15 protein-coding genes are annotated in these 20,235 nt (G+C 72.2%); 13 read left to right on the forward strand and 2 right to left on the reverse strand.

The features are described 5' to 3' along the window. The first annotated feature begins 60 nt into the window (after positions 1 to 60). From trpB to FLW16_RS02010, 8 genes are all read left to right on the forward strand, one after another. Entirely contained in the window at positions 61 to 1,266 is a 1,206-nt protein-coding gene (gene trpB / locus FLW16_RS01975; RefSeq protein WP_260614814.1) for a tryptophan synthase subunit beta, read from the forward strand. Between the two features lie 22 nt (positions 1,267 to 1,288). Beyond that, positions 1,289 to 2,083 carry a tryptophan synthase subunit alpha gene (trpA, locus tag FLW16_RS01980; protein ID WP_142556935.1) on the forward strand — a complete coding sequence of 265 codons (795 nt, stop codon included), beginning with the start codon at positions 1,289 to 1,291 and terminating at the stop codon, positions 2,081 to 2,083. Positions 2,084 to 2,220: 137 nt separating this feature from the next. Continuing rightward, positions 2,221 to 2,790, forward strand: coding sequence for a DoxX family protein (locus FLW16_RS01985; RefSeq protein WP_142556937.1), 570 nt, complete (start codon positions 2,221 to 2,223; stop codon positions 2,788 to 2,790). 51 nt (positions 2,791 to 2,841) lie between these two features. Next, positions 2,842 to 3,588 carry a DsbA family protein gene (locus FLW16_RS01990; protein ID WP_260614770.1) on the forward strand — a complete coding sequence of 249 codons (747 nt, stop codon included), beginning with the start codon at positions 2,842 to 2,844 and terminating at the stop codon, positions 3,586 to 3,588. A 248-nt stretch (positions 3,589 to 3,836) separates the two neighbouring features. Beyond that, on the forward strand, positions 3,837 to 4,793 hold the full coding sequence (locus FLW16_RS01995) for an ADP-ribosylglycohydrolase family protein (RefSeq protein WP_142556939.1): 957 nt from the start codon (positions 3,837 to 3,839) through the stop codon (positions 4,791 to 4,793). A gap of 91 nt (positions 4,794 to 4,884) precedes the next feature. Beyond that, the gene (gene lgt / locus FLW16_RS02000; protein ID WP_142556941.1) at positions 4,885 to 5,934 is read left to right on the forward strand and encodes a prolipoprotein diacylglyceryl transferase; all 1,050 of its coding nucleotides are present in this window, start codon (positions 4,885 to 4,887) and stop codon (positions 5,932 to 5,934) included. Further along, positions 5,931 to 6,650: a VIT1/CCC1 transporter family protein gene (locus FLW16_RS02005; RefSeq protein ID WP_142556943.1), complete on the forward strand. Its 720-nt coding sequence runs from the start codon at positions 5,931 to 5,933 to the stop codon at positions 6,648 to 6,650. The genes lgt and FLW16_RS02005 overlap by 4 nt, the downstream gene beginning before the upstream one ends. After that, positions 6,647 to 7,576, forward strand: a complete 930-nt coding sequence (locus tag FLW16_RS02010) for a hypothetical protein (protein WP_142556945.1) — start codon at positions 6,647 to 6,649, stop codon at positions 7,574 to 7,576. Before FLW16_RS02005 ends, FLW16_RS02010 begins: the two co-directional genes overlap by 4 nt. A 55-nt stretch (positions 7,577 to 7,631) precedes the next feature. On the opposite strand, the gene FLW16_RS02015 is transcribed toward FLW16_RS02010, so the two are convergent. Next, positions 7,632 to 9,215 carry a bis-aminopropyl spermidine synthase family protein gene (locus tag FLW16_RS02015; RefSeq protein ID WP_142556947.1) on the reverse strand — a complete coding sequence of 528 codons (1,584 nt, stop codon included), beginning with the start codon at positions 9,213 to 9,215 and terminating at the stop codon, positions 7,632 to 7,634. 158 nt (positions 9,216 to 9,373) lie between these two features. On the opposite strand from FLW16_RS02015, the gene gltB reads away from it, so the two are divergent. The 4 genes from gltB to FLW16_RS02035 all read left to right on the forward strand — a co-directional run bounded on the left by gltB (position 9,374) and on the right by FLW16_RS02035 (position 17,872). Beyond that, positions 9,374 to 13,915 carry a glutamate synthase large subunit gene (gene gltB / locus FLW16_RS02020; RefSeq protein ID WP_142556949.1) on the forward strand — a complete coding sequence of 1,514 codons (4,542 nt, stop codon included), beginning with the start codon at positions 9,374 to 9,376 and terminating at the stop codon, positions 13,913 to 13,915. A gap of 68 nt (positions 13,916 to 13,983) precedes the next feature. Next, positions 13,984 to 15,468 (forward strand): glutamate synthase subunit beta, encoded by a 1,485-nt coding sequence (locus FLW16_RS02025; RefSeq protein ID WP_142556951.1) that lies wholly within the window; start codon positions 13,984 to 13,986, stop codon positions 15,466 to 15,468. A 176-nt stretch (positions 15,469 to 15,644) separates the two neighbouring features. Further along, positions 15,645 to 17,327: a S8 family serine peptidase gene (locus FLW16_RS02030; RefSeq protein WP_260614772.1), complete on the forward strand. Its 1,683-nt coding sequence runs from the start codon at positions 15,645 to 15,647 to the stop codon at positions 17,325 to 17,327. A gap of 128 nt (positions 17,328 to 17,455) precedes the next feature. Continuing rightward, positions 17,456 to 17,872, forward strand: coding sequence for a DUF2784 domain-containing protein (locus FLW16_RS02035; protein WP_142556953.1), 417 nt, complete (start codon positions 17,456 to 17,458; stop codon positions 17,870 to 17,872). Here FLW16_RS02035 and FLW16_RS02040 read toward each other — a convergent pair. Beyond that, positions 17,793 to 18,647: a hypothetical protein gene (locus tag FLW16_RS02040; RefSeq protein WP_142556955.1), complete on the reverse strand. Its 855-nt coding sequence runs from the start codon at positions 18,645 to 18,647 to the stop codon at positions 17,793 to 17,795. The two genes, FLW16_RS02035 and FLW16_RS02040, sit on opposite strands and share 80 nt — an antisense overlap. 107 nt (positions 18,648 to 18,754) lie before the next feature. Between FLW16_RS02040 and pyk the strand changes: the two genes are divergently transcribed. Then, a complete protein-coding gene (gene pyk, locus FLW16_RS02045) occupies positions 18,755 to 20,188 on the forward strand; it encodes a pyruvate kinase (RefSeq protein ID WP_142556957.1) in 1,434 nt (477 codons plus the stop codon). Positions 20,189 to 20,235 lie beyond the last annotated feature (47 nt).

A 20,235-nucleotide genomic window follows, 5' to 3' on the forward strand; every position in this document is an offset into this window, starting at 1 on the left:
AGCGCAGCGGAAGGAGGCCACGTGACCGCGACGGAGGGGACCATCCTCACCTCCGCGGACCTGGCCGGCAACGGGGTCCACGGAAACGACCCGGACATCCACGGCAAGTTCGGCAAATTCGGCGGCAGGTACGTGCCGGAGGCGCTCATCCCGGCCCTCGACGAGGTCGCCGCGGAGTACGAGAAGGCCAAGACCGACCTGGGCTTCCTGCGCGAGTTCGACCACCTGCTCCGCACGTACGCCGGCCGTCCCACGACGCTGACCGAGGTGCCGCGCTTCGCCGAGCACGCGGGCGGCGCGCGGATCCTGCTCAAGCGCGAGGACCTGACCCACACGGGCGCACACAAGATCAACAACGTGCTCGGTCAGGCGCTGCTGACCAAGCGGCTGGGCAAGCGGCGCGTCATCGCGGAGACCGGGGCGGGCCAGCACGGCGTCGCCACCGCCACCGCCGCGGCGCTCATGGGCCTGGAGTGCGTCATCTACATGGGCGCGGTCGACTGCGAGCGCCAGGCGCTCAACGTCGCCAGGATGAAGCTCCTCGGCGCGACGGTCGTGCCGGTCACCAACGGCAGCCAGACCCTCAAGGACGCCATCAACGAGGCGTTCCGCGACTGGGTCACCAACGTCGACCACACCCACTACCTGTTCGGCACCGTCGCCGGTCCGCACCCGTTCCCGGAGATCGTGCGGGACTTCGCCCGGATCATCGGCGTCGAGGCCCGCCGTCAGGTGCTCGAGCTCACCGGCAAGCTGCCGGACGCGGTCTGCGCCGCCGTCGGCGGCGGGTCGAACGCCATCGGCGTCTTCCACGCCTTCATCGAGGACGAGGACGTCCGGCTGTACGGCTACGAGGCCGGCGGCCGGGGCGTGGACACCGGCGAGCACGCGCTGACCCTGACCGAGGGCAGCGTCGGCGTGCTGCACGGCGCGCGCACCTACGTCCTGCAGGACGAGGAGGGCCAGACGATCGAGTCGCACTCGATCTCGGCCGGCCTCGACTATCCGGGCGTGGGCCCGGAGCACGCGTGGCTGAAGGACACCGGCCGGGCCACCTACGAGGGCGTGACGGACGAGGAGGCCATGGAGGCCTTCGCCCTGCTCGCCCGCACCGAGGGCATCATCCCGGCCATCGAGTCCTCGCACGCGCTCGCGGGCGCGCTGCGGCTGGGCCGCGAACTCGGCCCGGACGCCGTCATCCTGGTGAACCTGTCGGGCCGCGGTGACAAGGACATGGGCACCGCTATGAAGTACTTCAACCTCTGATCAGCATCGATAGGGCATCCCGATGACGACACTCCACGCGGTGTTCGACAAGGCCCGCGCCGAGGACAGGGCCGCGCTGGTCGGCTACCTGCCGGCCGGCTTCCCGACCAAGGACGGCGCGGTCGCCGCGGCGACCGCGATGGTCGAGGCGGGCTGCGACGTGATCGAGATCGGCCTGCCGTACTCCGATCCGCTCATGGACGGCCCGACCATCCAGGACGCGGTGCACCGGTCGCTGACCAACGGCACCCGTATCGCCGACGTGCTGCGCACCGTCGAGGGCGTGGCGAAGTCGGGGGCCGCGACGCTGGTCATGACGTACTGGAACCCGATCGACCGCTACGGCGCCGAGCGCTTCGCGCGCGACCTCGCCTCCGCGGGCGGCGTCGGGACCATCACGCCGGACCTGACGCCCGAGGAGTCCGAGCCCTGGCTCGCCGCGAGCAAGGAGGCCGGCATCGACACGGTCTTCCTCGTCGCGCCCAGCTCGCCGGACGAGCGGATCGCCCGGGTCGCCGCCTGCTGCACGGGCTTCGTGTACGCGGCCTCGCTGATGGGCGTGACCGGCGCCAGGGAGACCGTCGGCTCGGCGGCGGAGGGTCTGGTCAAGCGGACCAAGGCGAACACGCCGCTGCCCGTCTGCGTCGGGCTCGGCGTCGGGAACGGCGCCCAGGCCGCCGAGGTCGCGGCGTACGCCGACGGTGTCATCGTCGGGTCCGCCTTCATCCGGCGCCTGCTCGACGCGCCGGACGAGAAGTCCGGTCTCGCGGCGGTACGTGAACTCGCATCCGAACTCGCCCGGGGTGTCCGGCGCTGAGGCGCCCTGGGGTTTCCTTCCCGTACATGCGCCGTGAGCAGCCAAGATGAGGCGGCTTACCATGCTCTTATCCAGCACATGGTGAGGTTGAGTCCCGGTACTGTTCAGTCGGTGTTGCCTACCGGGCGAGGAGACTCATGGTTCAGTTGGCATCCGGCGCCTCGGTGTCCGAACGGTTACAGCCCGCGAAACCCGTGCTCTCCTGGGTCACGACCGCCGCACGGGTCGTGCTCGCCGGCGTACTGATCGTCGCCGGGGCGCTCAAGATCGGAGCGCCCGCGTTGTCGGTGCAGGCGGTGCGGGCCTACCAGCTCCTGCCGGACTCCGTCGCGCAGGTGGTCGGGTACGGCCTGCCCGTCCTGGAGATCATCACGGGCCTGCTGCTGCTCGTCGGGCTGTTCACGCGCGCGGTGGCGGCCGTCGGCGGGGTGCTGATGGTGGCGTTCGTCATCGGCATCGCGTCGGCCTGGGCCAGGGGGCTGCGCATCGACTGCGGCTGCTTCGGCGGCGACGGCACGCTCGCCGCGGGACAGGACCCCAATTACTTCTGGGAGTTGATGCGCGACATCGGGCTGCTGGTCTGCGCGGCGTGGATCGTGGTCAGGCCGGCGGGCCGCCTGTCGCTGGACTCCGCGCTGGGCTTCACGGGGGAGCGGGAAACGGCGGACGAGGACGACTCGGACGGCGGGGAGGACGACGGTGCGTGACCGCGGACGATCGCGGGACGTCGCCGTGAGGAAAGCCAGGGGGGAAGCTTCGTGAGCAAGCGGACGAGTGAGGCGGCCAGGGCCCGGATCGCGGCCCAGCGGGAGACCTTGCGCAAGCAGGAGCAGCGCAAGCGCATCACGATGATCGTCACCATCGCCGTGATCGTCGTGATCGCCGTCGCCTTCACGGTGTGGTCGGTGCGGCAGGGAAGCGCGGAGGAGACCTCGGGGAACGCCGCTCCCGTCACCGTGGAGAAGGACGGGACGGTCGTGATGGCCAAGTCCGGCGTGACCAAGCCCGTGGTCGACGTGTTCGAGGACTTCCAGTGCCCCGCGTGCAAGCAGTTCGAGGAGACCAGCGGCTCGACGCTGAAGAACCTGGCCGCCGAGGGCAAGGCCAAGGTCGTGTACCACCCGATCACGATCTTCACCCAGGAGCCGACCAAGGGTAACTCGCTGCGCGCGGCCTCCGCCGCCCGCTGCATCACCGACGGCCGGCAGTGGCTGGCGTTCCACGACGTGCTCTACAAGAACCAGCCGAGCGAGACCGTGACCGGCTTCACCGTCGACGAGCTGATCAAGTGGGGCAAGCAGGCCGGCGTCACCGCCGAGGACTTCGACAACTGCGTGCGGCAGCAGCGCAACGTCGCCGCGCACCAGGAGTTCTCCGCGCAGACCATGAGCGCGCAGAAGCTGACCGGCACGCCGACCGTCAAGCTCGACGGCAAGGAGCTCGACACCAACGTCGCCTTCGTGCCGAGCTCGCTGCGCGACGCGGTGGAGAGCGCGGGCAAGTGACCTCCCGCGGGGACGGCCCCACGCGGGCCGTCCCGCGCCCGCCCTTCGCCGGCCAAGAATCGGGCAAGGGCCGCGCGACTCTCCCGTGACGGGGGTAGAGCCGGACAACCGCTCGTGACCGAGCGGCGGCCGATGCCGGTGCCGCCGGGCCGATGAGCGTCCGCGCGAGCCCGCCTGACCCACCTGACCCGCCGTCGGGACGGCCGCGTGCCGGGTTTCGCCTCCGCGGCCGTGGTTAGCATGCCCGCATGCCGTACGACGACCGGTCTCCCTTCATCGGACCCGCGGGCGCCGCGAGGAGGATCCACGGGGCGATGATCGCCTTCGCGGCGGGCGACGCGCTCGGCGTGCCCTGGGAGGGCCGCCCGCCGGAGCGCATCGACCCGGCCGAGGTCGTCCGGCTGCCGGCCCCGGACCGGGGGTGGCCGCGCGGTGCGACCTCCGACGACACCGCGCAGATGGTGCTGGTCGCCCGCTGCCTGGCCGACACGGGCGGGCGGCCCGCCTCCATGGACTTCCTGACCCGTCTGGCCGGCGCGGCGCCCGGGGTGCGCGGTCTCGGGCCGACGACGATGCGGGCCCTCGCGCACTTCCGCGCCACGGGGGAGCTCCCGCCGCCTTCGGCCGGCGACCTGCCCACCAACGGCGCGGCCATGCGCATCGCCCCCGCCGGCTGGGCCGTGCCGCCCCACCTGCCGGAACGCCGCCGGAGCCTGTGCGAGGTGCTGTCGGCCGCGACGCACCGCGCGCCCGCGGCCGTGGCGGCGGCCTGCGTGATCGCGGCAATGGCGTCGTCCGCGGTCGAGGGTGCGGGCACGGCCGACCTTCTGGCCGCGGCCGAGGCCGAGGCCCGCTGGGCGGGCGAGCACTACGGGCCGATGGCCGCCGTGGCGGACGCCGCCCGCGGCCGGTGGTCGCCCCCGCCCGAGGGCGTCTCCCTGGACGCCGTGGAGACGGCCGCCGCGGTGGTCCACGTGATCCGCGAGGCCCCCGGCCTGGCCGCGGCGCTCCCGTACGCAGTGTCGCTCGGCGGGGACACCGACACGGTCGCGGCGCTCGCGGGCGGCGTCCTCGGCGCACTCGACCCCGAGGGGGTCGCCGCACTCGGCTGGCTGGGGCTGGTGGATCTCGGCGAATACCCGGGCCTGCAGGAGCTCGCCGCACGCCTGGCCGCCCTCCGCGACAGGCCTGCCTCCGGGCTCTGAGCGGGGTGCGGCGGGTGGTCGGCGCAGGTCGCGGGGCGGATGCCCGCGCCTCGCTCCGGACCCGCCCTCTCTTGCGGTAACGTCACGTTACATGCCCCTCCTCGCCTCGATTCCCAGCCCGTCACAGGGGGTCTGGAATCTCGGACCGATCCCGATCCGCGCGTATGCGCTGTGCATCGTGCTCGGCGTCATCGTCGCCGTCTGGATCGGCGAACGCCGTTGGCGCGCCCGCGGCGGCGCCCCCGGGACGATCACCGATCTCGCGGTCTGGGCCGTGCCGTTCGGCCTCGTCGGCGGACGCCTTTATCACGTCATCACCGACTGGCAGATCTACTTCGGCTCGGAAGCGCCCAAGCGGCCGATCGACGCTCTGTTCATCTGGGAGGGCGGCCTCGGCATCTGGGGCGCGATCGCCCTCGGCGCGCTCGGCGTCTGGATCGCCTGCCGCCGTCGCGGCATCTCCTTCACCGCCATCGCCGACACCCTCGCCCCCGGCGTCGCCGTGGCCCAGGCCATCGGCCGGTGGGGCAACTACTTCAACCAGGAACTGTTCGGCGGCCCCACCGACCTCCCGTGGGGCCTGGAGATCGAGCCGGGCCGCCCGGGCACCGTCCCCGGCGCGAGCACCTACCACCCGACGTTCCTGTACGAGTCGCTGTGGGACCTCGCGCTCGCCGGCGTGCTGATCCTGGCCGCCCGCCGGTTCGGTCTGCGGCACGGCCGGGTGTTCGCGATGTACGTCGCGGGCTACACGCTCGGCCGGTTCTGGATCGAGGGGCTGCGGGTGGACCCCGCCCACCACATTCTCGGCCTGCGGCTGAACCAGTGGACCTCGGTCGTCATCTTCCTGTGCGCGCTGGCGTACCTGTGGCTGGCCCGCAACCGCACCGGCGAGGAGCCGCTGGGCGTGCAGGCCGGCGACACCGGCGCGGACCACGCCGACCCCGCCCACGGGCGGGACCAGGCCGACGAGCCGGAACTCCTGCGCGACGACGAGCGGGAGGACCGGGAGACGCGAGGCGGCGCCGGAGATCTGCCTCCACCGGACGGCGACGCGGGCTCCGGCACACCGGCGGCGACCGCGAGAGCGGGCGCCGCGAGCGACGGCGTGGCGGCGGAACCGGAGGCCGGCCAGCGATGACGAAGGCCACGACGGGGGCGCGGGCCGAGATCCACCATGAGCACCGGGACGTCACCGGCGGCTGGTTACGCCCCGCGGTCTTCGGCGCGATGGACGGGCTGGTCTCCAACTTCGCGCTGATCGCGGGCGTCGCCGGCGGCACCGCGGAGACCAGGATCATCGCTCTCGCCGGCATCGCCGGCCTGGCCGCCGGAGCGTTCTCCATGGCGGGCGGCGAGTACGTGTCGGTCGCCAGCCAGCGCGAGCTCGCCCAGGCGGAGATCGACGTCGAGCGCCGGGAGCTGGAGCGGCACCCCGAGGCCGAGGAGGCCGAGCTCGCCCGGATGTACGAGCAGCGGGGCGTGGACCCGGAGACCGCCAGGGAGGTCGCCCGGCAGATCTCCCGCAACCCGGAGGAGGCCCTGGCGGTCCACACGCGGGCCGAGCTGGGCGTGGACCCCGACGACCTGCCCTCGCCTGTGCTGGCCGCCGTGTCGTCGTTCCTGTCGTTCAGCATCGGTGCGCTGGTCCCGCTCCTGCCCTACCTGCTGGGCGTGCGGGGGCTGTGGATCTCCGCCGTGGTGTCGATGGTGGCGCTGTTCGCCGCCGGCGCCGTGGTCTCCCGGGTGACGGCCCGCAGCTGGTGGTTCAGCGGCCTGCGCCAGCTCGTGGTGGGGGCCGTCGCGGCGGCGCTGACCTGGGGCCTGGGCTCGCTGATTGGAACCGGCGGTCTATGACCAAGCGCAAGCGCCGGTCGTCCGCGCCCGCCGAGGGGCGGACCGGGGCCGCCCTCGCCGAGCTGGGGCTGGACGACCGGCAGCAGCGTGTGTTCGTGTGGTCGGTCACCGCTGTGGGAGTGCTGGCGATCGCCCTGGTGCTGACGCTGGTGGTCAACGCGATCGGCGGCGGGCAGTCGCAGCCGGTGCAGGCGTCGGGCGAGGTGTCAGGGGAGGGCCTGCCCGCCACCTTCCAGTCCTGGCCGTCCCTGAAGGAACTGGCCCCGATCGCCGACAGGAAGGCCGACACTGCGCCGCTGACCGTCCAGGAGGTGTTCGGCGCGCGGACGCTCACGGCCGGGAAGGTCACGCTGCGCAGGCTGGCCGGTCGCCTGGACCAGGCGTGCGCGGGCGCCGTGTGGGGGGCCGACCTCGCCGAGGCCCTGGCCGAGGCCGGATGCGGCCAGGCGGTCCGCGGCCTGTACGCCACCGCCGACGGGGTCTACGTCGCGCAGTACACCCTGTTCAACCTCGCGGACGTCGCGGCGGCCGAGTCGCTGGCGAAGTCGCTGGCGTCGCTTTACCGGGGCGCCTGGGTGCAGCCGCTGGAGTCGCCGCGGGCGAAGTTCGGCGCCTACAGCGAGGGAAACGCCTACGTCCTGGGGCACTACCTCGGGGTCGCCTGGATCGGCAGGGCCGACGGCGTGGAACCGGGGGAGAAGGACGACTTCATCATGCTCGGCCTGGCCGTGCGGGAGGCCGAGAAGGCGGTCTTCCGGCGTGTGGTCAAGGTGGCCGGGGTGCCGTCGGACCCCGCGCAACCGCCGGGCCCGGCCGACACCGCCCAGCCCTCCGAGGAGCCCCCCTCCGAACCCGGCGCCTCTCCTGCCGTGTCCGCGCCCGGCGCGAGCACGTCCGCGCAGCCGTCCGTCCCCGCCGCCAGATAGACGAGCGCGATAGATCGGCCGGCGGACTCAGCGTGATCCGCCCGGCCCGGCCTCGTCAGGTCGTGGTGGAAGCGCCGATCTGCGACCTCGTCCGGGCCCTCATCCCGGCGAGGCGGTGGAGGGGGAGTTCCAGCGGGGTGGCGTCGAGGGCCCAGGGTGCGGCCTCCTCGACGGCGGCCCTGGCCTGCCGCTTGGTGAGCCCGGCCGTCCCCGCCGGCCCAGGTTCGGTGAGCGCCTCGCGCCAGGCGTTGGCGACCTTCCCGTGGGCGCTGTCCATGATCCTGCGCACCACCCGCTCCGGGCCGCTGTCCGGGGGCGGGAGCCGTACGGCGTCGAGGACGTGGCCTTCGGCGGCCAGGCGATAGACGGGGGCGAGCAGGGCGGCGAGCGCGGGCAGGTCGGCGACCGTGTCCGCCACAGGGCCCGCGGTGAGCACGCGCACGTGCCGGGCGCGCGTCGCGAGCAGCAGGCGGGGCAGCGCGGCCTCCAGCCCGGCCGGCACGGCGATCGCCACCCTCTCGGGATCGGCGGCGTACGGCTTGGCCAGCAGGGTGGCGAGCCGGGTGCGCGGCACCTGCGGCAGCAGGCCGCGCGGCCAGTCCCCGGCGAGCAGGTGCGGTCCGAACGCGGTCACGGCCGCCTCGTCCGGCGCCGCCGCCGGGGCGGACTCGACGGCCTGGGGGCCCTGGGTGTAGATGGCCGTGGCGAGGCGGTCGAGCCGGGCGGCGATCGCCGGCCACGTCTTCGTGGTGGGCCGCAGCACGTACAGGTCTGCCGCGCTGCCGATCGCCTCCGCCCCGTGATACCGGTTGAAGTGCGGAAATATCGCCTCGTGCAGCAGGTTGAGGTCGAAGAGGGCTTTTTGCACCTTCAGTGCGAGCATCGGGGTGCGCTCCGAGGCGCCGTACGCCACGAGGATCCGTCCCTGGTCGCGGTCGCGCAGGCCCTCGGCGGCGCGGGCGGCGAACAGCCCGATCCCCTCGGGCGTGTACGGCGGGTCGGTGATCGCGAGGTCGGCCCAGCCGCGCAGCGACGGCGGCAGGCCGAGGCGCAGGTCGGCCCAGCGGGTGCGGACCCCCAGGTCCTGGGCGTCGATGTACTCGAGGATGCGGTCGTCGATGTCGGCCACGGCGACCTCGACCTCGGGGTGGACCATCCGCACGGCCAGCGAGGTCAGGTCGTGGTCGCCGACGCACAGCAGGCGGGCGCCGGGCAGCCAGAACCGCCGCCCCAGCAGCAGGGCGCGGCGCAGCACGGTCTCGGCGGTCGCGGAGACGTGGTCGAGCGCGTGCCGTCCCCGGGGGGCCCCCGCGATCAGCGTCTCCAGGCGTTCGAGCGTCTCGGCGTGCGCCGCGACCATTCCGGCGACCGGATTCCCAAGACCGGAAATATCCGTATCAATCCCGGCGTTGTAGCGGTTGACCTGATCAATGGGAATACGGACATGGTCGCCGCGGTGCTCAAGGGGGAGCACCCGCAGCAGCGACTCGATCGTCCGCCGCGACGTGGCGGTCTCCCGGACCAGGTCCGCCAGGGTCCACCAGCGGCCGCCTGACAGGAGCGCCAGCGCTCCGCGCAGGCGCAGGCCGTCCACGCCGGCATCCGCCAGCAGTTCGTCGATCGCCTCATGACCACCCATGCGCAAACCCTATCCACGGCGCTGACCTGTGAAGGTTCGCGAAGCGGACCTGAGGGGCACTATTCCGGCAGCGTGTTGTAATCTCTAAGAACCACAACCGCAGCAGGGCCAGCGTCGTCCCTCTGTTCCACGCAGACGTTGACGACGGGAGTGACTACATGCCTGCTGCCCGCCTTGGCCTTCCCGGAGGTCTCCCCGAGCCCCAGGGACTCTACGACCCCGGATTCGAGCACGACGCCTGTGGCGTAGCCATGGTGGCCGATGTTTCGGGCCGCCGCAGCTACGACATCGTCGCCAAGGCACTGACCGCGCTCCGCAACCTCGACCACCGGGGTGCCAGCGGCAGCGAGCCGGACACCGGCGACGGCGCGGGCATCCTCACGCAGATCCCCGACGCGTTCTTCCGCGCGGTGGTGGCCGAATTGGGATGGAGCAGCCCGCTGCCGCCCGAGGGCGCGTACGCCGCGGGCACCGCGTTCCTGCCGCTCGACGAGCAGGCGAGGGCCTCCGCGGTCGGCCTCATCGAGCAGATCGCCGCCGAGGAGGGCGTGACCGTCCTCGGCTGGCGCGACCTGCCGGTGGACCGCGACCTGCCCGGCGCCACCGCGCGGGCGGTCATGCCCCACTTCGCCCAGCTGTTCGTCACCTCGCCCGGCGGCGAGACCGGCGTCGACCTCGACCGGATCGTGTTCGCCTTCCGCAAGCGGGCCGAGCACGAGGCGGACGTCTACTTCTCCTCGCTGTCCTCGCGGACCATCGTCTACAAGGGCATGCTGACCTCGCTGCAGGTCGAGCCGTTCTTCGCCGACCTGTCCGACGAGCGGTACGTCAGCGCCATCGCGCTGGTCCACTCGCGTTTCTCGACCAACACCTTCCCCTCCTGGCCGCTGGCCCACCCGTACCGGTACGTCGCCCACAACGGTGAGATCAACACCGTGCGCGGCAACCGCAACTGGATGCGCGCCCGCGAGGCCATGCTCGCCACCGGCCTGATCCCGGGCGACCTGCGGCGGCTGTTCCCGATCTGCGACCCCGACGGCTCCGACACCGCCTCGTTCGACGAGACGCTGGAGCTGCTGCACCTCGGCGGCCGGTCGCTCCCGCACGCCGTGCTGATGATGATCCCGGAGGCGTGGGAGAACCACACCGAGATGGACCCGGCCCGCCGGGCCTTCTACGAGTTCCACTCCACCCTCATGGAGGCGTGGGACGGCCCCGCGTCCATCACCTTCTCCGACGGCACGCTGGTCGGCGCGGTCCTCGACCGCAACGGCCTGCGCCCGGGCCGGTTCTGGGTCACCGACGACGGCCTGGTCGTGCTCGCCTCCGAGGCGGGCGTGCTGTCCGACATCCCGCAGGAGAAGGTCGTCCGCAAGGGCCGCCTGCAGCCGGGCCGCATGTTCCTGGTGGACACCGCGCGCGGCCGGATCATCGAGGACGACGAGATCAAGGCCGAGCTCGCCGCCTCCGAGCCGTACGGCGAGTGGCTGCACGCGGGCCTGGTCCGCTTCGAGGAGCTGCCCGAGCGCGAGCACGAGCACCCCACTCACGAGGCGCTGGTCAAGCGGCAGCAGACCTTCGGCTACACCCAGGAGGAGCTGCGGGTCATCCTCACGCCGATGGCCAGGAACGGCGCCGAGCCGATCGGCTCGATGGGCACCGACACCCCGGTGGCGGTGCTGAGCGAGAAGCCGAGGCTGCTGTTCGACTACTTCAGCCAGCTGTTCGCGCAGGTCACCAACCCGCCGCTGGACGCCATCCGCGAGGAGCTCGTCACCTCGCTGCAGTCGACGATCGGCCCTGAGGGCAACCTGCTCGACCCCGGCCCGGCCTCGTGCCGCCGGCTCGTGCTGCCCTACCCGGTGATCGACAACGACGAGCTCGCCAAGATCATCCACATCAACGACGAGGGCGCGCTGCCCGGCTTCCAGCCGTACGTCGTGTCCGGCCTGTTCGACGCGGCCGGCGGCGGCGAGGCGCTGGTGCGGCGGCTGGAGGAGATCCGCCAGGAGGTCTCCCGGGCCATCGAGGACGGCGCGCGGATCATCGTGCTGTCCGACCGCGGGTCCTCCCGTGAGAAGGCGCCGATCCCGTCGCTGCTGCTCACCGGCGCCGTGCACCACCACCTCATCCGGGAGAAGTCCCGCACCCGGGTCGGGCTCGTGATCGAGACCGGCGAGGCCCGCGAGTGCCACCACATGGCCCTGCTCATCGGCTACGGCGCCAGCGCGATCAACCCCTACCTCGCCCTGGAGACGGTCGAGGACATGATCGCCACCGGTCAGCTCGACCTCGACCCGCGCAAGGCCGTGCGCAACCTGATCAAGGCGTACGGCAAGGGCGTGCTGAAGGTCATGTCCAAGATGGGCGTGTCCACGGTCGCGTCCTACACCGGCGCGCAGATCTTCGAGGCCCTCGGCCTCGGCGCCGAGGTCATCGACCAGTGCTTCGCCGGCACCACCTCCCGCCTCGGCGGCGTCGGCTTCGACGTGCTCGCCAAGGAGGCGCTGGAGCGGCACGCGCGGGCCTACCCCCGCGCGGAGAACCCGCACCGGCGGCTGGAGGTCGGCGGCGAGTACCAGTGGCGCCGCGAGGGTGAGCCGCACCTGTTCAACCCGACCACCGTCTTCAAGCTGCAGCACTCCACCCGCACCCGGCGGTACGAGATCTTCAAGGAGTACACGTCCCTGGTGGACGGGCAGTCCGAGAAGCTCATGACGCTGCGCGGCCTGTTCACGCTGCGTCCCGGCGGCGCGCCCGTGCCGATCGACGAGGTCGAGTCGGTCGAGTCGATCGTCAAGCGGTTCTCCACCGGCGCCATGTCGTACGGCTCCATCTCGATGGAGGCGCACGAGACGCTGGCCATCGCGATGAACCGGCTCGGCGCCAAGTCGAACACCGGTGAGGGCGGCGAGGACCCCGAGCGGCTGCACGACCCCGAGCGGCGCAGCGCGATCAAGCAGGTGGCCTCCGGCCGCTTCGGCGTGACCAGCGAGTACCTCGTCAACGCCGACGACCTGCAGATCAAGATGGCGCAGGGCGCCAAGCCCGGCGAGGGCGGCCAGCTGCCCGGGCACAAGGTGTACCCGTGGATCGCCAAGACCCGGCACTCCACGCCCGGCGTCGGCCTCATCTCGCCGCCGCCGCACCACGACATCTACTCGATCGAGGACCTGGCCCAGCTCATCCACGACCTGAAGAACTCCAACCCGCGCGCCCGCGTCCACGTGAAGCTGGTGGCCGAGGTCGGGGTCGGGACCGTGGCGGCGGGCGTCAGCAAGGCCCACGCCGACGTCGTGCTGATCTCCGGCCACGACGGCGGCACCGGCGCCTCCCCGCTGACCTCGGTCAAGCACGCGGGCGCCCCCTGGGAGCTCGGCCTGGCCGAGACCCAGCAGACCCTGCTGCTCAACGGCCTGCGCGACCGCATCGTCGTCCAGGCCGACGGCCAGCTCAAGACCGGCCGCGACGTGATCATCGCGGCGCTGCTCGGCGCCGAGGAGTACGGCTTCGCCACCGCTCCGCTGGTCGTCTCCGGCTGCGTCATGATGCGGGTCTGCCACCTCGACACCTGCCCGGTGGGCGTGGCCACGCAGAACCCCGAGCTGCGCAAGCGGTTCACCGGCAAGCCCGAGTTCGTGGTGAACTTCTTCGAGTTCATCGCCCAGGAGGTGCGCGAGTACCTCGCCGAGCTCGGCTACCGCTCGCTCGACGAGGTCATCGGGCGGGCCGACCTGCTCGACACCACCCGGGCGGTCGAGCACTGGAAGGCCTCAGGCCTCGACCTGTCGCCGATCCTGCACCAGCCGGAGCTGCCCGAGGGCACCCCGCGCCGCAAGGTCGTCGAGCAGGACCACGGGCTCGACAAGGCGCTGGACAACACGCTGATCCAGCTCGCCGAGGGCGCGCTGAACCTCGGCGACCCGGTCACGCTGGAGCTGCCCATCCGCAACGTCAACCGCACGGTCGGCACGATGCTCGGCCACGAGGTGACCAAGCGGTACGGCGGGGCCGGCCTGCCGGACAACACGATCGACGTGTCGTTCACCGGCTCGGCGGGCAACTCGTTCGGCGCGTTCGTGCCGCGCGGCGTCACGCTGCGGCTGACCGGCGACGCCAACGACTACCTCGGCAAGGGCCTGTCGGGCGGCCGCATCATCGTCCGCCCGCACCCCGACGCGCCGTTCGAGGCCGAGACGCAGGTCATCTCCGGCAACGTCGGCCTGTACGGCGCGACGTCCGGCGAGGTCTTCGTCCGCGGCGTCGTGGGCGAGCGGTTCTGCGTGCGCAACTCCGGCGCGACCGCCGTCGTGGAGGGCGTGGGCGACCACGGCTGCGAGTACATGACCGGCGGCCGGGCCGTCGTCCTCGGGCCGACCGGCCGCAACTTCGCCGCGGGCATGTCGGGCGGCGTCGCGTACGTGCTCGACCTGCGGCCCGAGCGGGTCAACCGCGAGATGGTCGAGCTCGAGGCGCTGGACGACGACGACGCCGAGTTCCTGCGGGAGATCGTCGAGAAGCACTTCGCGGAGACCGGCTCCACGGTGGCCAAGGCGCTGCTCGCCGACTGGGACGCCGCGCTCGGCCGGTTCGGGAAGGTCATGCCGACCGACTACAAGCGGGTCCTGCGGGCGCGGGCCGCCGCGGAGGCCGAGGGCCGCGACATCGACGAGGCGGTCATGGCCGCCGCCCACGGGTGACGCCGATGCGAATCATCGCGACCGTCTCCACGACCGTTTCCACGCAGGGATAGAGGGGGGTAACACCGTTGGCTGACCCGAAGGGGTTCCTGACACACGGGCGCGAGCTGCCGGCGCGCCGCCCGGTCGATGTCCGCATCCGCGACTGGCGCGAGGTCTACGAGGACTTCCCCCGGCCCGCGCTCACCAAGCAGGCGGCCCGCTGCATGGACTGCGGCATCCCGTTCTGCCACAACGGCTGCCCGCTCGGGAACCTCATCCCCGAGTGGAACGACCTCGTCTACCGCGACGACTGGCGCGAGGCGATCGAGCGGCTGCACGCGACCAACAACTTCCCGGAGTTCACCGGCCGCCTGTGCCCCGCGCCGTGCGAGTCGGCGTGCGTCCTCGGCATCAACTCCGACCCGGTCGCGATCAAGCGGGTCGAGGTCGAGATCGTCGACCGCGCCTTCGCCGAGGGCTGGGTCACGCCGCAGCCGCCCGCCGCCAAGACGGGCAGGAAGGTCGCGGTCGTCGGCTCGGGCCCGGCCGGCCTCGCCGCCGCGCAGCAGCTCACCCGCGCCGGGCACGACGTGGTCGTGTTCGAGCGGGCCGACCGGATCGGCGGGCTGCTCCGCTACGGCATCCCCGAGTTCAAGATGGAGAAGCGGCACGTCGACCGCCGCATCGCCCAGATGGAGGCCGAGGGCACCGAGTTCCGCACCGGCGTCAACGTCGGCGTGGACGTCACGGTGGCTCGGCTCCGGGAGGAGTTCGACGCGGTCGTGCTGGCGGGCGGCGCCACGGCCTGGCGCGACCTGCCGGTGCCCGGCCGCGAGCTCAAGGGCGTCTACCAGGCGATGGAGTACCTCCCGCCCGCGAACAAGACCCAGGAGGGCGACTACGCCGAGTCGCCGATCTCGGCGGAGGGCAAGCACGTCGTCGTGATCGGCGGCGGCGACACCGGCGCCGACTGCATCGGCACGGCGATCCGCCAGGGCGCCCTGTCGGTCACCCAGCTTGAGATCATGCCGAGGCCGCCGGAGGCCCGGCCGGGCAGCCAGCCGTGGCCGACCTACCCGATGCTGTTCAAGATGGAGAGCGCGCACGAGGAGCTGGAGGCCGGGGCGGGCGACCGCGTGTACGCGGTGTCCACCACCGAGTTCGCCGGCGACGACGAGGGCAACGTGCGGGCGCTGCGCCTGGTCGAGGTCGAGGGCCCGGCGGCGGGGTTCAGGCCGATCCCCGGCACCGAGCGGGAGATCCCGGCCGAGCTGGTGACGCTCGCCATGGGCTTCCTCGGCCCGGAGAAGGGCCCGCTGCTGAACGACCTCGCGGCGCTGTCCGGCGACCCGGAGTCGTTCTTCGACGCGCGGGGCAATGTGGCCAGGAACGCGTCGTACGAGACGTCGGTCGAGGGCGTGTTCGCGGCCGGTGACATGGGCCGGGGCCAGTCGCTGATCGTGTGGGCGATCGCCGAGGGCCGGTCGGCGGCGGCGGCGGTGGACCGCTACCTGAGCGGGCGGACCGTCCTGCCCGTTCCCATCCCGCCGACGGCGCGGCCTCTCGTCTGAGGGGTGATCCGGCGGCCGTGGTCCCAGGGGACCGGACCACGGCGGTCGGGGTTTAGGGGATAAAACGGGCATATCCCAGTTCGGTGGCCGGGTTGCGAGCGCGTGCGGCTGCCGGGAGGATGCTGTGCCCGGATCGAGGGGCCCCGGCACCAGGGGCCCGCCATCGAGGAGGATCGTTGTACGCACGGGGGCGGCTCGCCGGGGCCATCATGTCCATCACCATGCTCGGCGGGCTGGGGGCCGCGGCACTGCCGGGGGCGGCGGCCGCGTCCGAGCCCGCGCAGAACTACCTGGTCTTCTACAAAGACGGCGGCTCGGCCGCCGCGCAGCGGGCGGCCGAGTCGGCCGGAGGAACGATCCAAGGGCGGGACGACAAGCTCGGCTACCTCGTCGTGCGCGCGTCCGACCCCGAGAAGATCGGCGCCGACCCCTCCGTGGTCGGCGTCACGCTCGACCGTCCCATCGGCAAGACCTCCGACGCGCCCGCCGCCTCCGGAGCCCGGCCCGCAAAGCACGTCCGGTCGGCGAAGCACGTCCGGTCGGCGGAGCACGCCCGGTCGGCCGCGAAGCATGTCAGGTCAGCACAGGGCGGCGACCCGCTCTCGGGCCGCCAGTGGGACATGAAGATGATCGGCGCCACCCCCACCGGGTCGTACGCCAAGGCCCGGGGCAGCCACAAGGTGCTGGTGGGCATCATCGACACCGGCGTCGACGGCAAGCACCCCGACATCGCGCCCAACTTCAACCGGACGCTCAGCCGAAACTTCGTCGTCGACCAGCCGACCGACGAGAACGGCAAGACGCTCGACGGGCCCTGTGAGCACAAGGGCTGCAAGGACCCGGCCGACGTCGACGACGACGGCCACGGCACCCACGTCGCGAGCACCATCGGCTCGCCGATCAACGGCATCGGCGTCGGCGGGGTCGCCCCCGACGTGTCGCTGGTCAACCTCCGCGCCGGCACCGACTCGGGCTTCTTCTTCCTCAAGCCCACCATGGACGCCCTGGAGTACGCCGCCGACGTCGGCGTCGACGTGGTCAACATGAGCTTCTACGTCGACCCCTGGACGTTCAACTGCGCGAACAACCCGAGCGACACCAACAGGGAGCGCCTGGAGCAGCGGGCGATCCTGGAGGGCATGCGCCGCGCGGTCAAGTACGCCCGCGCGCACGGCGTCACACTCGTCACCGCGATCGGGAACGAGGGCCTCGACCTCGGCAAGGTGAAGACCGACACCTCCAGCCCCGACTTCCCGAAGGGCTCGGAGAAGAAGCGGTCCGTCGACAACACCTGCCTCAGCGTCCCGGCCGAGCTCGACGGCGTCATCTCGGTGTCATCCGTCGGCCCCGCCGGGCAGAAGGCGTCGTACTCCGACTACGGCGTCGAGCAGACCGACATCGCCGCGCCGGGCGGCGACATGTTCGACGGCGGTACCGGCCTCAAGGGTGCGAGCCGGGAGATCCTGGCCGCCGCCCCCGAGAACGTCCTGCGCGCCAAGGGCCTCATCGACGCCGCGGGCAAGCCGAAGACGTCCACGGTGATCCGCGACTGCCACGACGGCAAGTGCGCCTACTACCAGTACCTGGAGGGCACCTCCATGGCCGCGCCGCACGTCACCGGGGTGGCGGCGCTGATCATCGGCCGGTTCGGCAAGCCCGGCAAGGGCGGGCTCCAGATGGACCCCGCGCAGGTGGAGCGCCTGCTGTACGCGACGGCGACGCAGAAGGGCTGCCCGGCCCCCCGCGCCTACCGGTACGGCACGGGTGAGAGCCAGGTCTGCGAGGGGCCCACGGCCAAGAACGGCTTCTTCGGCCACGGCCTGGTCGACGCCGCCCGGGCCGCCACCGCCGCGCCCTGAGCCGTGCCCTGAGCCGCGTCCTGGGGCTTGTCCCGGGGCTCGTCGCCACCTGAGTACGCGCCTGAGTAGCCCGCCGGATGCCTGGCGGGCCACGGCGGCCTACCCTCCTTCGCGGAGGAGGGCAGATCATGATCTACCGGCTCGTCTGGCAGGCCACGATGGTGGCGCATTTCCTCGTCATCGCCTACATCGCCCTGGGCGGCTTCCTCGCCTGGTGGCGGCCCCGGCTGATCTGGCCGCACCTCGCGTTGTGCGCCTGGGGGCTGGTGCAGCTCGCCGGGCTCGTGGAGTGCCCGCTGACCGCGCTGGAGAACTGGGGGCGGGCCAGGGCGGGGGAGCACGGCCTGCTGCCCGGCGGCTTCATCGACACCTACATCGAGGGCGTCGTCTACCCGGAGGCGTACGTCTGGCACGTGCGGCTGGCGGTGATCGCCGTCGTGCTCGCCTCCTGGGCGGGTCTCGCGATCAGGATCCGCCGACGCCGCACACGTCCTGCGCGTACGCCAGGAACGTCTGCTGCACCGGAGCCGGGGGCGTCGCGATGAGGTAACGTTTCTCGCCGCCGCCCACGGTGCCGTAGATCGGGAAGAGGTAGGCCTTCTTGGCCTCCGCGAACGCGTGCCAGTCGCACCGCATGGGGGTGACCTCCACCGGGATCTCCAGCCGCGTGGCGTCCGCCGCGAGCTCGGCCACCGGCCTGCGCCTGCCGGAGCGGGGGAGCATCGTGTAGTGCGTGGTGGCGCCGATGTCGTCGATGGTGATCGGCTCCGATCCGCCCTTCCTGGTGACGACGAGGTTCCCGTGGAGGGTCCGGCCCACGCGGGTCCAGGTGTCCCCGAAGGTCACGTCGACCGACTGGCGCAGGATGTAGGCCCCGCACTCGGCCTTCACCAGCCCGTCCAGCGTAGGATCGGGGTGGTGGATCGGGAACTCCACCTTGCGGAGTGTCCCGTCGCCGACCTGGATGTGCGCCACCACCGTGGCCGGGCGCACCGGCGGGATCTTCGCCGGGTCGCAGCGCGCCTCGCCGTACGGGATCCGCAGGTCCGTGCGCGGCGTCTTGCCGAGTGTGGTGTCCAGGCGAGTCGGCGGGAGCGTCGCGAACGAGCCGGTCACGAGCTGGACGTCCTGGAAGCGCACCCGCGTGCCGGTGTCGTTGCGCACGGACACCTCCAGGTCGTGGGATGTCTCGTCGCTGCGCCACTGGTTCAGCGATACCGAAACACCCGTCGGCGGCGCGGTCGATTCGGTACCCTGGCCTCCGCACGCGGCCAGGGTGAACAGCGCCGTTATTACCCCCCAGGTCCGGGTACGTCCCATGGCTGCCAAGGCTAGGGCACGCGGATGATCGCGTGAAGTGTCTGAACATTTGGCGACAGCTGTGTGCGCCGTCACTGCAAGTGGTCTGTACCAATTAGGGTAGTGCTGTGAGTCGTCGAGCAAAGATCGTCTGTACCCTCGGGCCCGCCACCTCCTCACCGGAGCGCCTACGCGAGCTCATCAAGGCGGGCATGAACGTCGCCCGCTTCAACCTCTCGCACGGCAGCCACGAGTTGCACAAGGAGGTGTTCGACCGGGTCAGAGCCGCCGCCGACGAGCTGGGCTGTGCCGTGGGCGTCCTCGCCGACCTCCAGGGCCCCAAGATCCGCGTCGGTCGCTTCGCCTCCGGTCCCGTACGGCTCGGCTACGGCGACGTCTTCACGATCACGACCGAGGACGTCCCCGGAGACCGGGACATCGTCTCCACGACGTACGCGGGCCTGCCGGGCGACGTCAAGGCCGGCGACACGATCCTCGTGGACGACGGCCGGCTGAACCTCGAGGTGACCGCGGTCGAGGGGCCGCGGGTCGTCACCCGTGTCGTCATCGGCGGCATGATCTCCGACAACAAGGGCCTCAACCTCCCCGGCGTGGCCGTCAGCGCCCCGGCGCTCACGGACAAGGACGAGGAGGACCTGCGCTGGGCCCTGCGCACCGGCTTCGACATGATCGCCCTGTCGTTCGTCCGGTCGCCGGACGACGCCGCGCTCGTCCACGCGATCATGGAGGAGGAGGGCGTCAGGCTCCCGCTCCTCGCCAAGATCGAGAAGCCGCAGGCCGTCGACTGCCTCGAGGAGATCGTGGACGCCTTCGACGGCGTGATGGTCGCCCGCGGCGACCTCGGCGTCGAGCTGCCGCTGGAGCAGGTGCCGATCGTCCAGCGCCGCATCATCGAGCTGTGCCGGGAGAAGGCCCACCCGGTCATCGTGGCCACCCAGATGCTCGACTCGATGATGAGCGCCCCCCGGCCCACCCGCGCCGAGGCGTCCGACGTCGCGTACGCGGTGATGGACGGCGCGGACGCGGTGATGCTGTCCGGCGAGACCTCGGTCGGCAACTACCCGATCGAGTCGGTCTCCACGATGGCCCGCATCGCGGTCGCCGCGGAGGGCACCACGCTGCAGGCCACCCACACGCTGGAGCGCCTGCCCGAGACGACCGGCGGGGCCATCGCCCGCGCCGCGGCCGAGGTCGGCGCCATCGTCGGGGCCAAGGCCCTGGTGGCGTTCACGATGTCCGGCGAGACCGCCAGGCGGCTGGCCCGCTACCGCTCGCCGATCCCGCTGCTGGCGTTCACCTCCAACCCGCAGGTGCGCGGCCAGCTCGCGCTGACCTGGGGCGTCGAGACGTTCGAGGTGCCGTTCGTGCACCACACCGACGACATGGTGCGCCAGGTGGAGGCCTCGCTGCTGTCGCTCGGCGTCTGCGAGAAGGGCGACAAGGTCGTCGTCGTGGCCGGCTCCCCGCCCGGCAACCACGGCTCCACCAACGCCCTGCGGGTCCACACCATCGGCTCGGCGGTCGCCCACCCGTCGTCCTGACCCCGGCGGCCGGGTTCCCCCGGGCCACGCGGCCTGGGGCACCCGGC

It is taken from the genome of Microbispora sp. KK1-11, assembly GCF_006874435.1.
Lineage (GTDB): Bacteria > Actinomycetota > Actinomycetes > Streptosporangiales > Streptosporangiaceae > Microbispora > Microbispora catharanthi.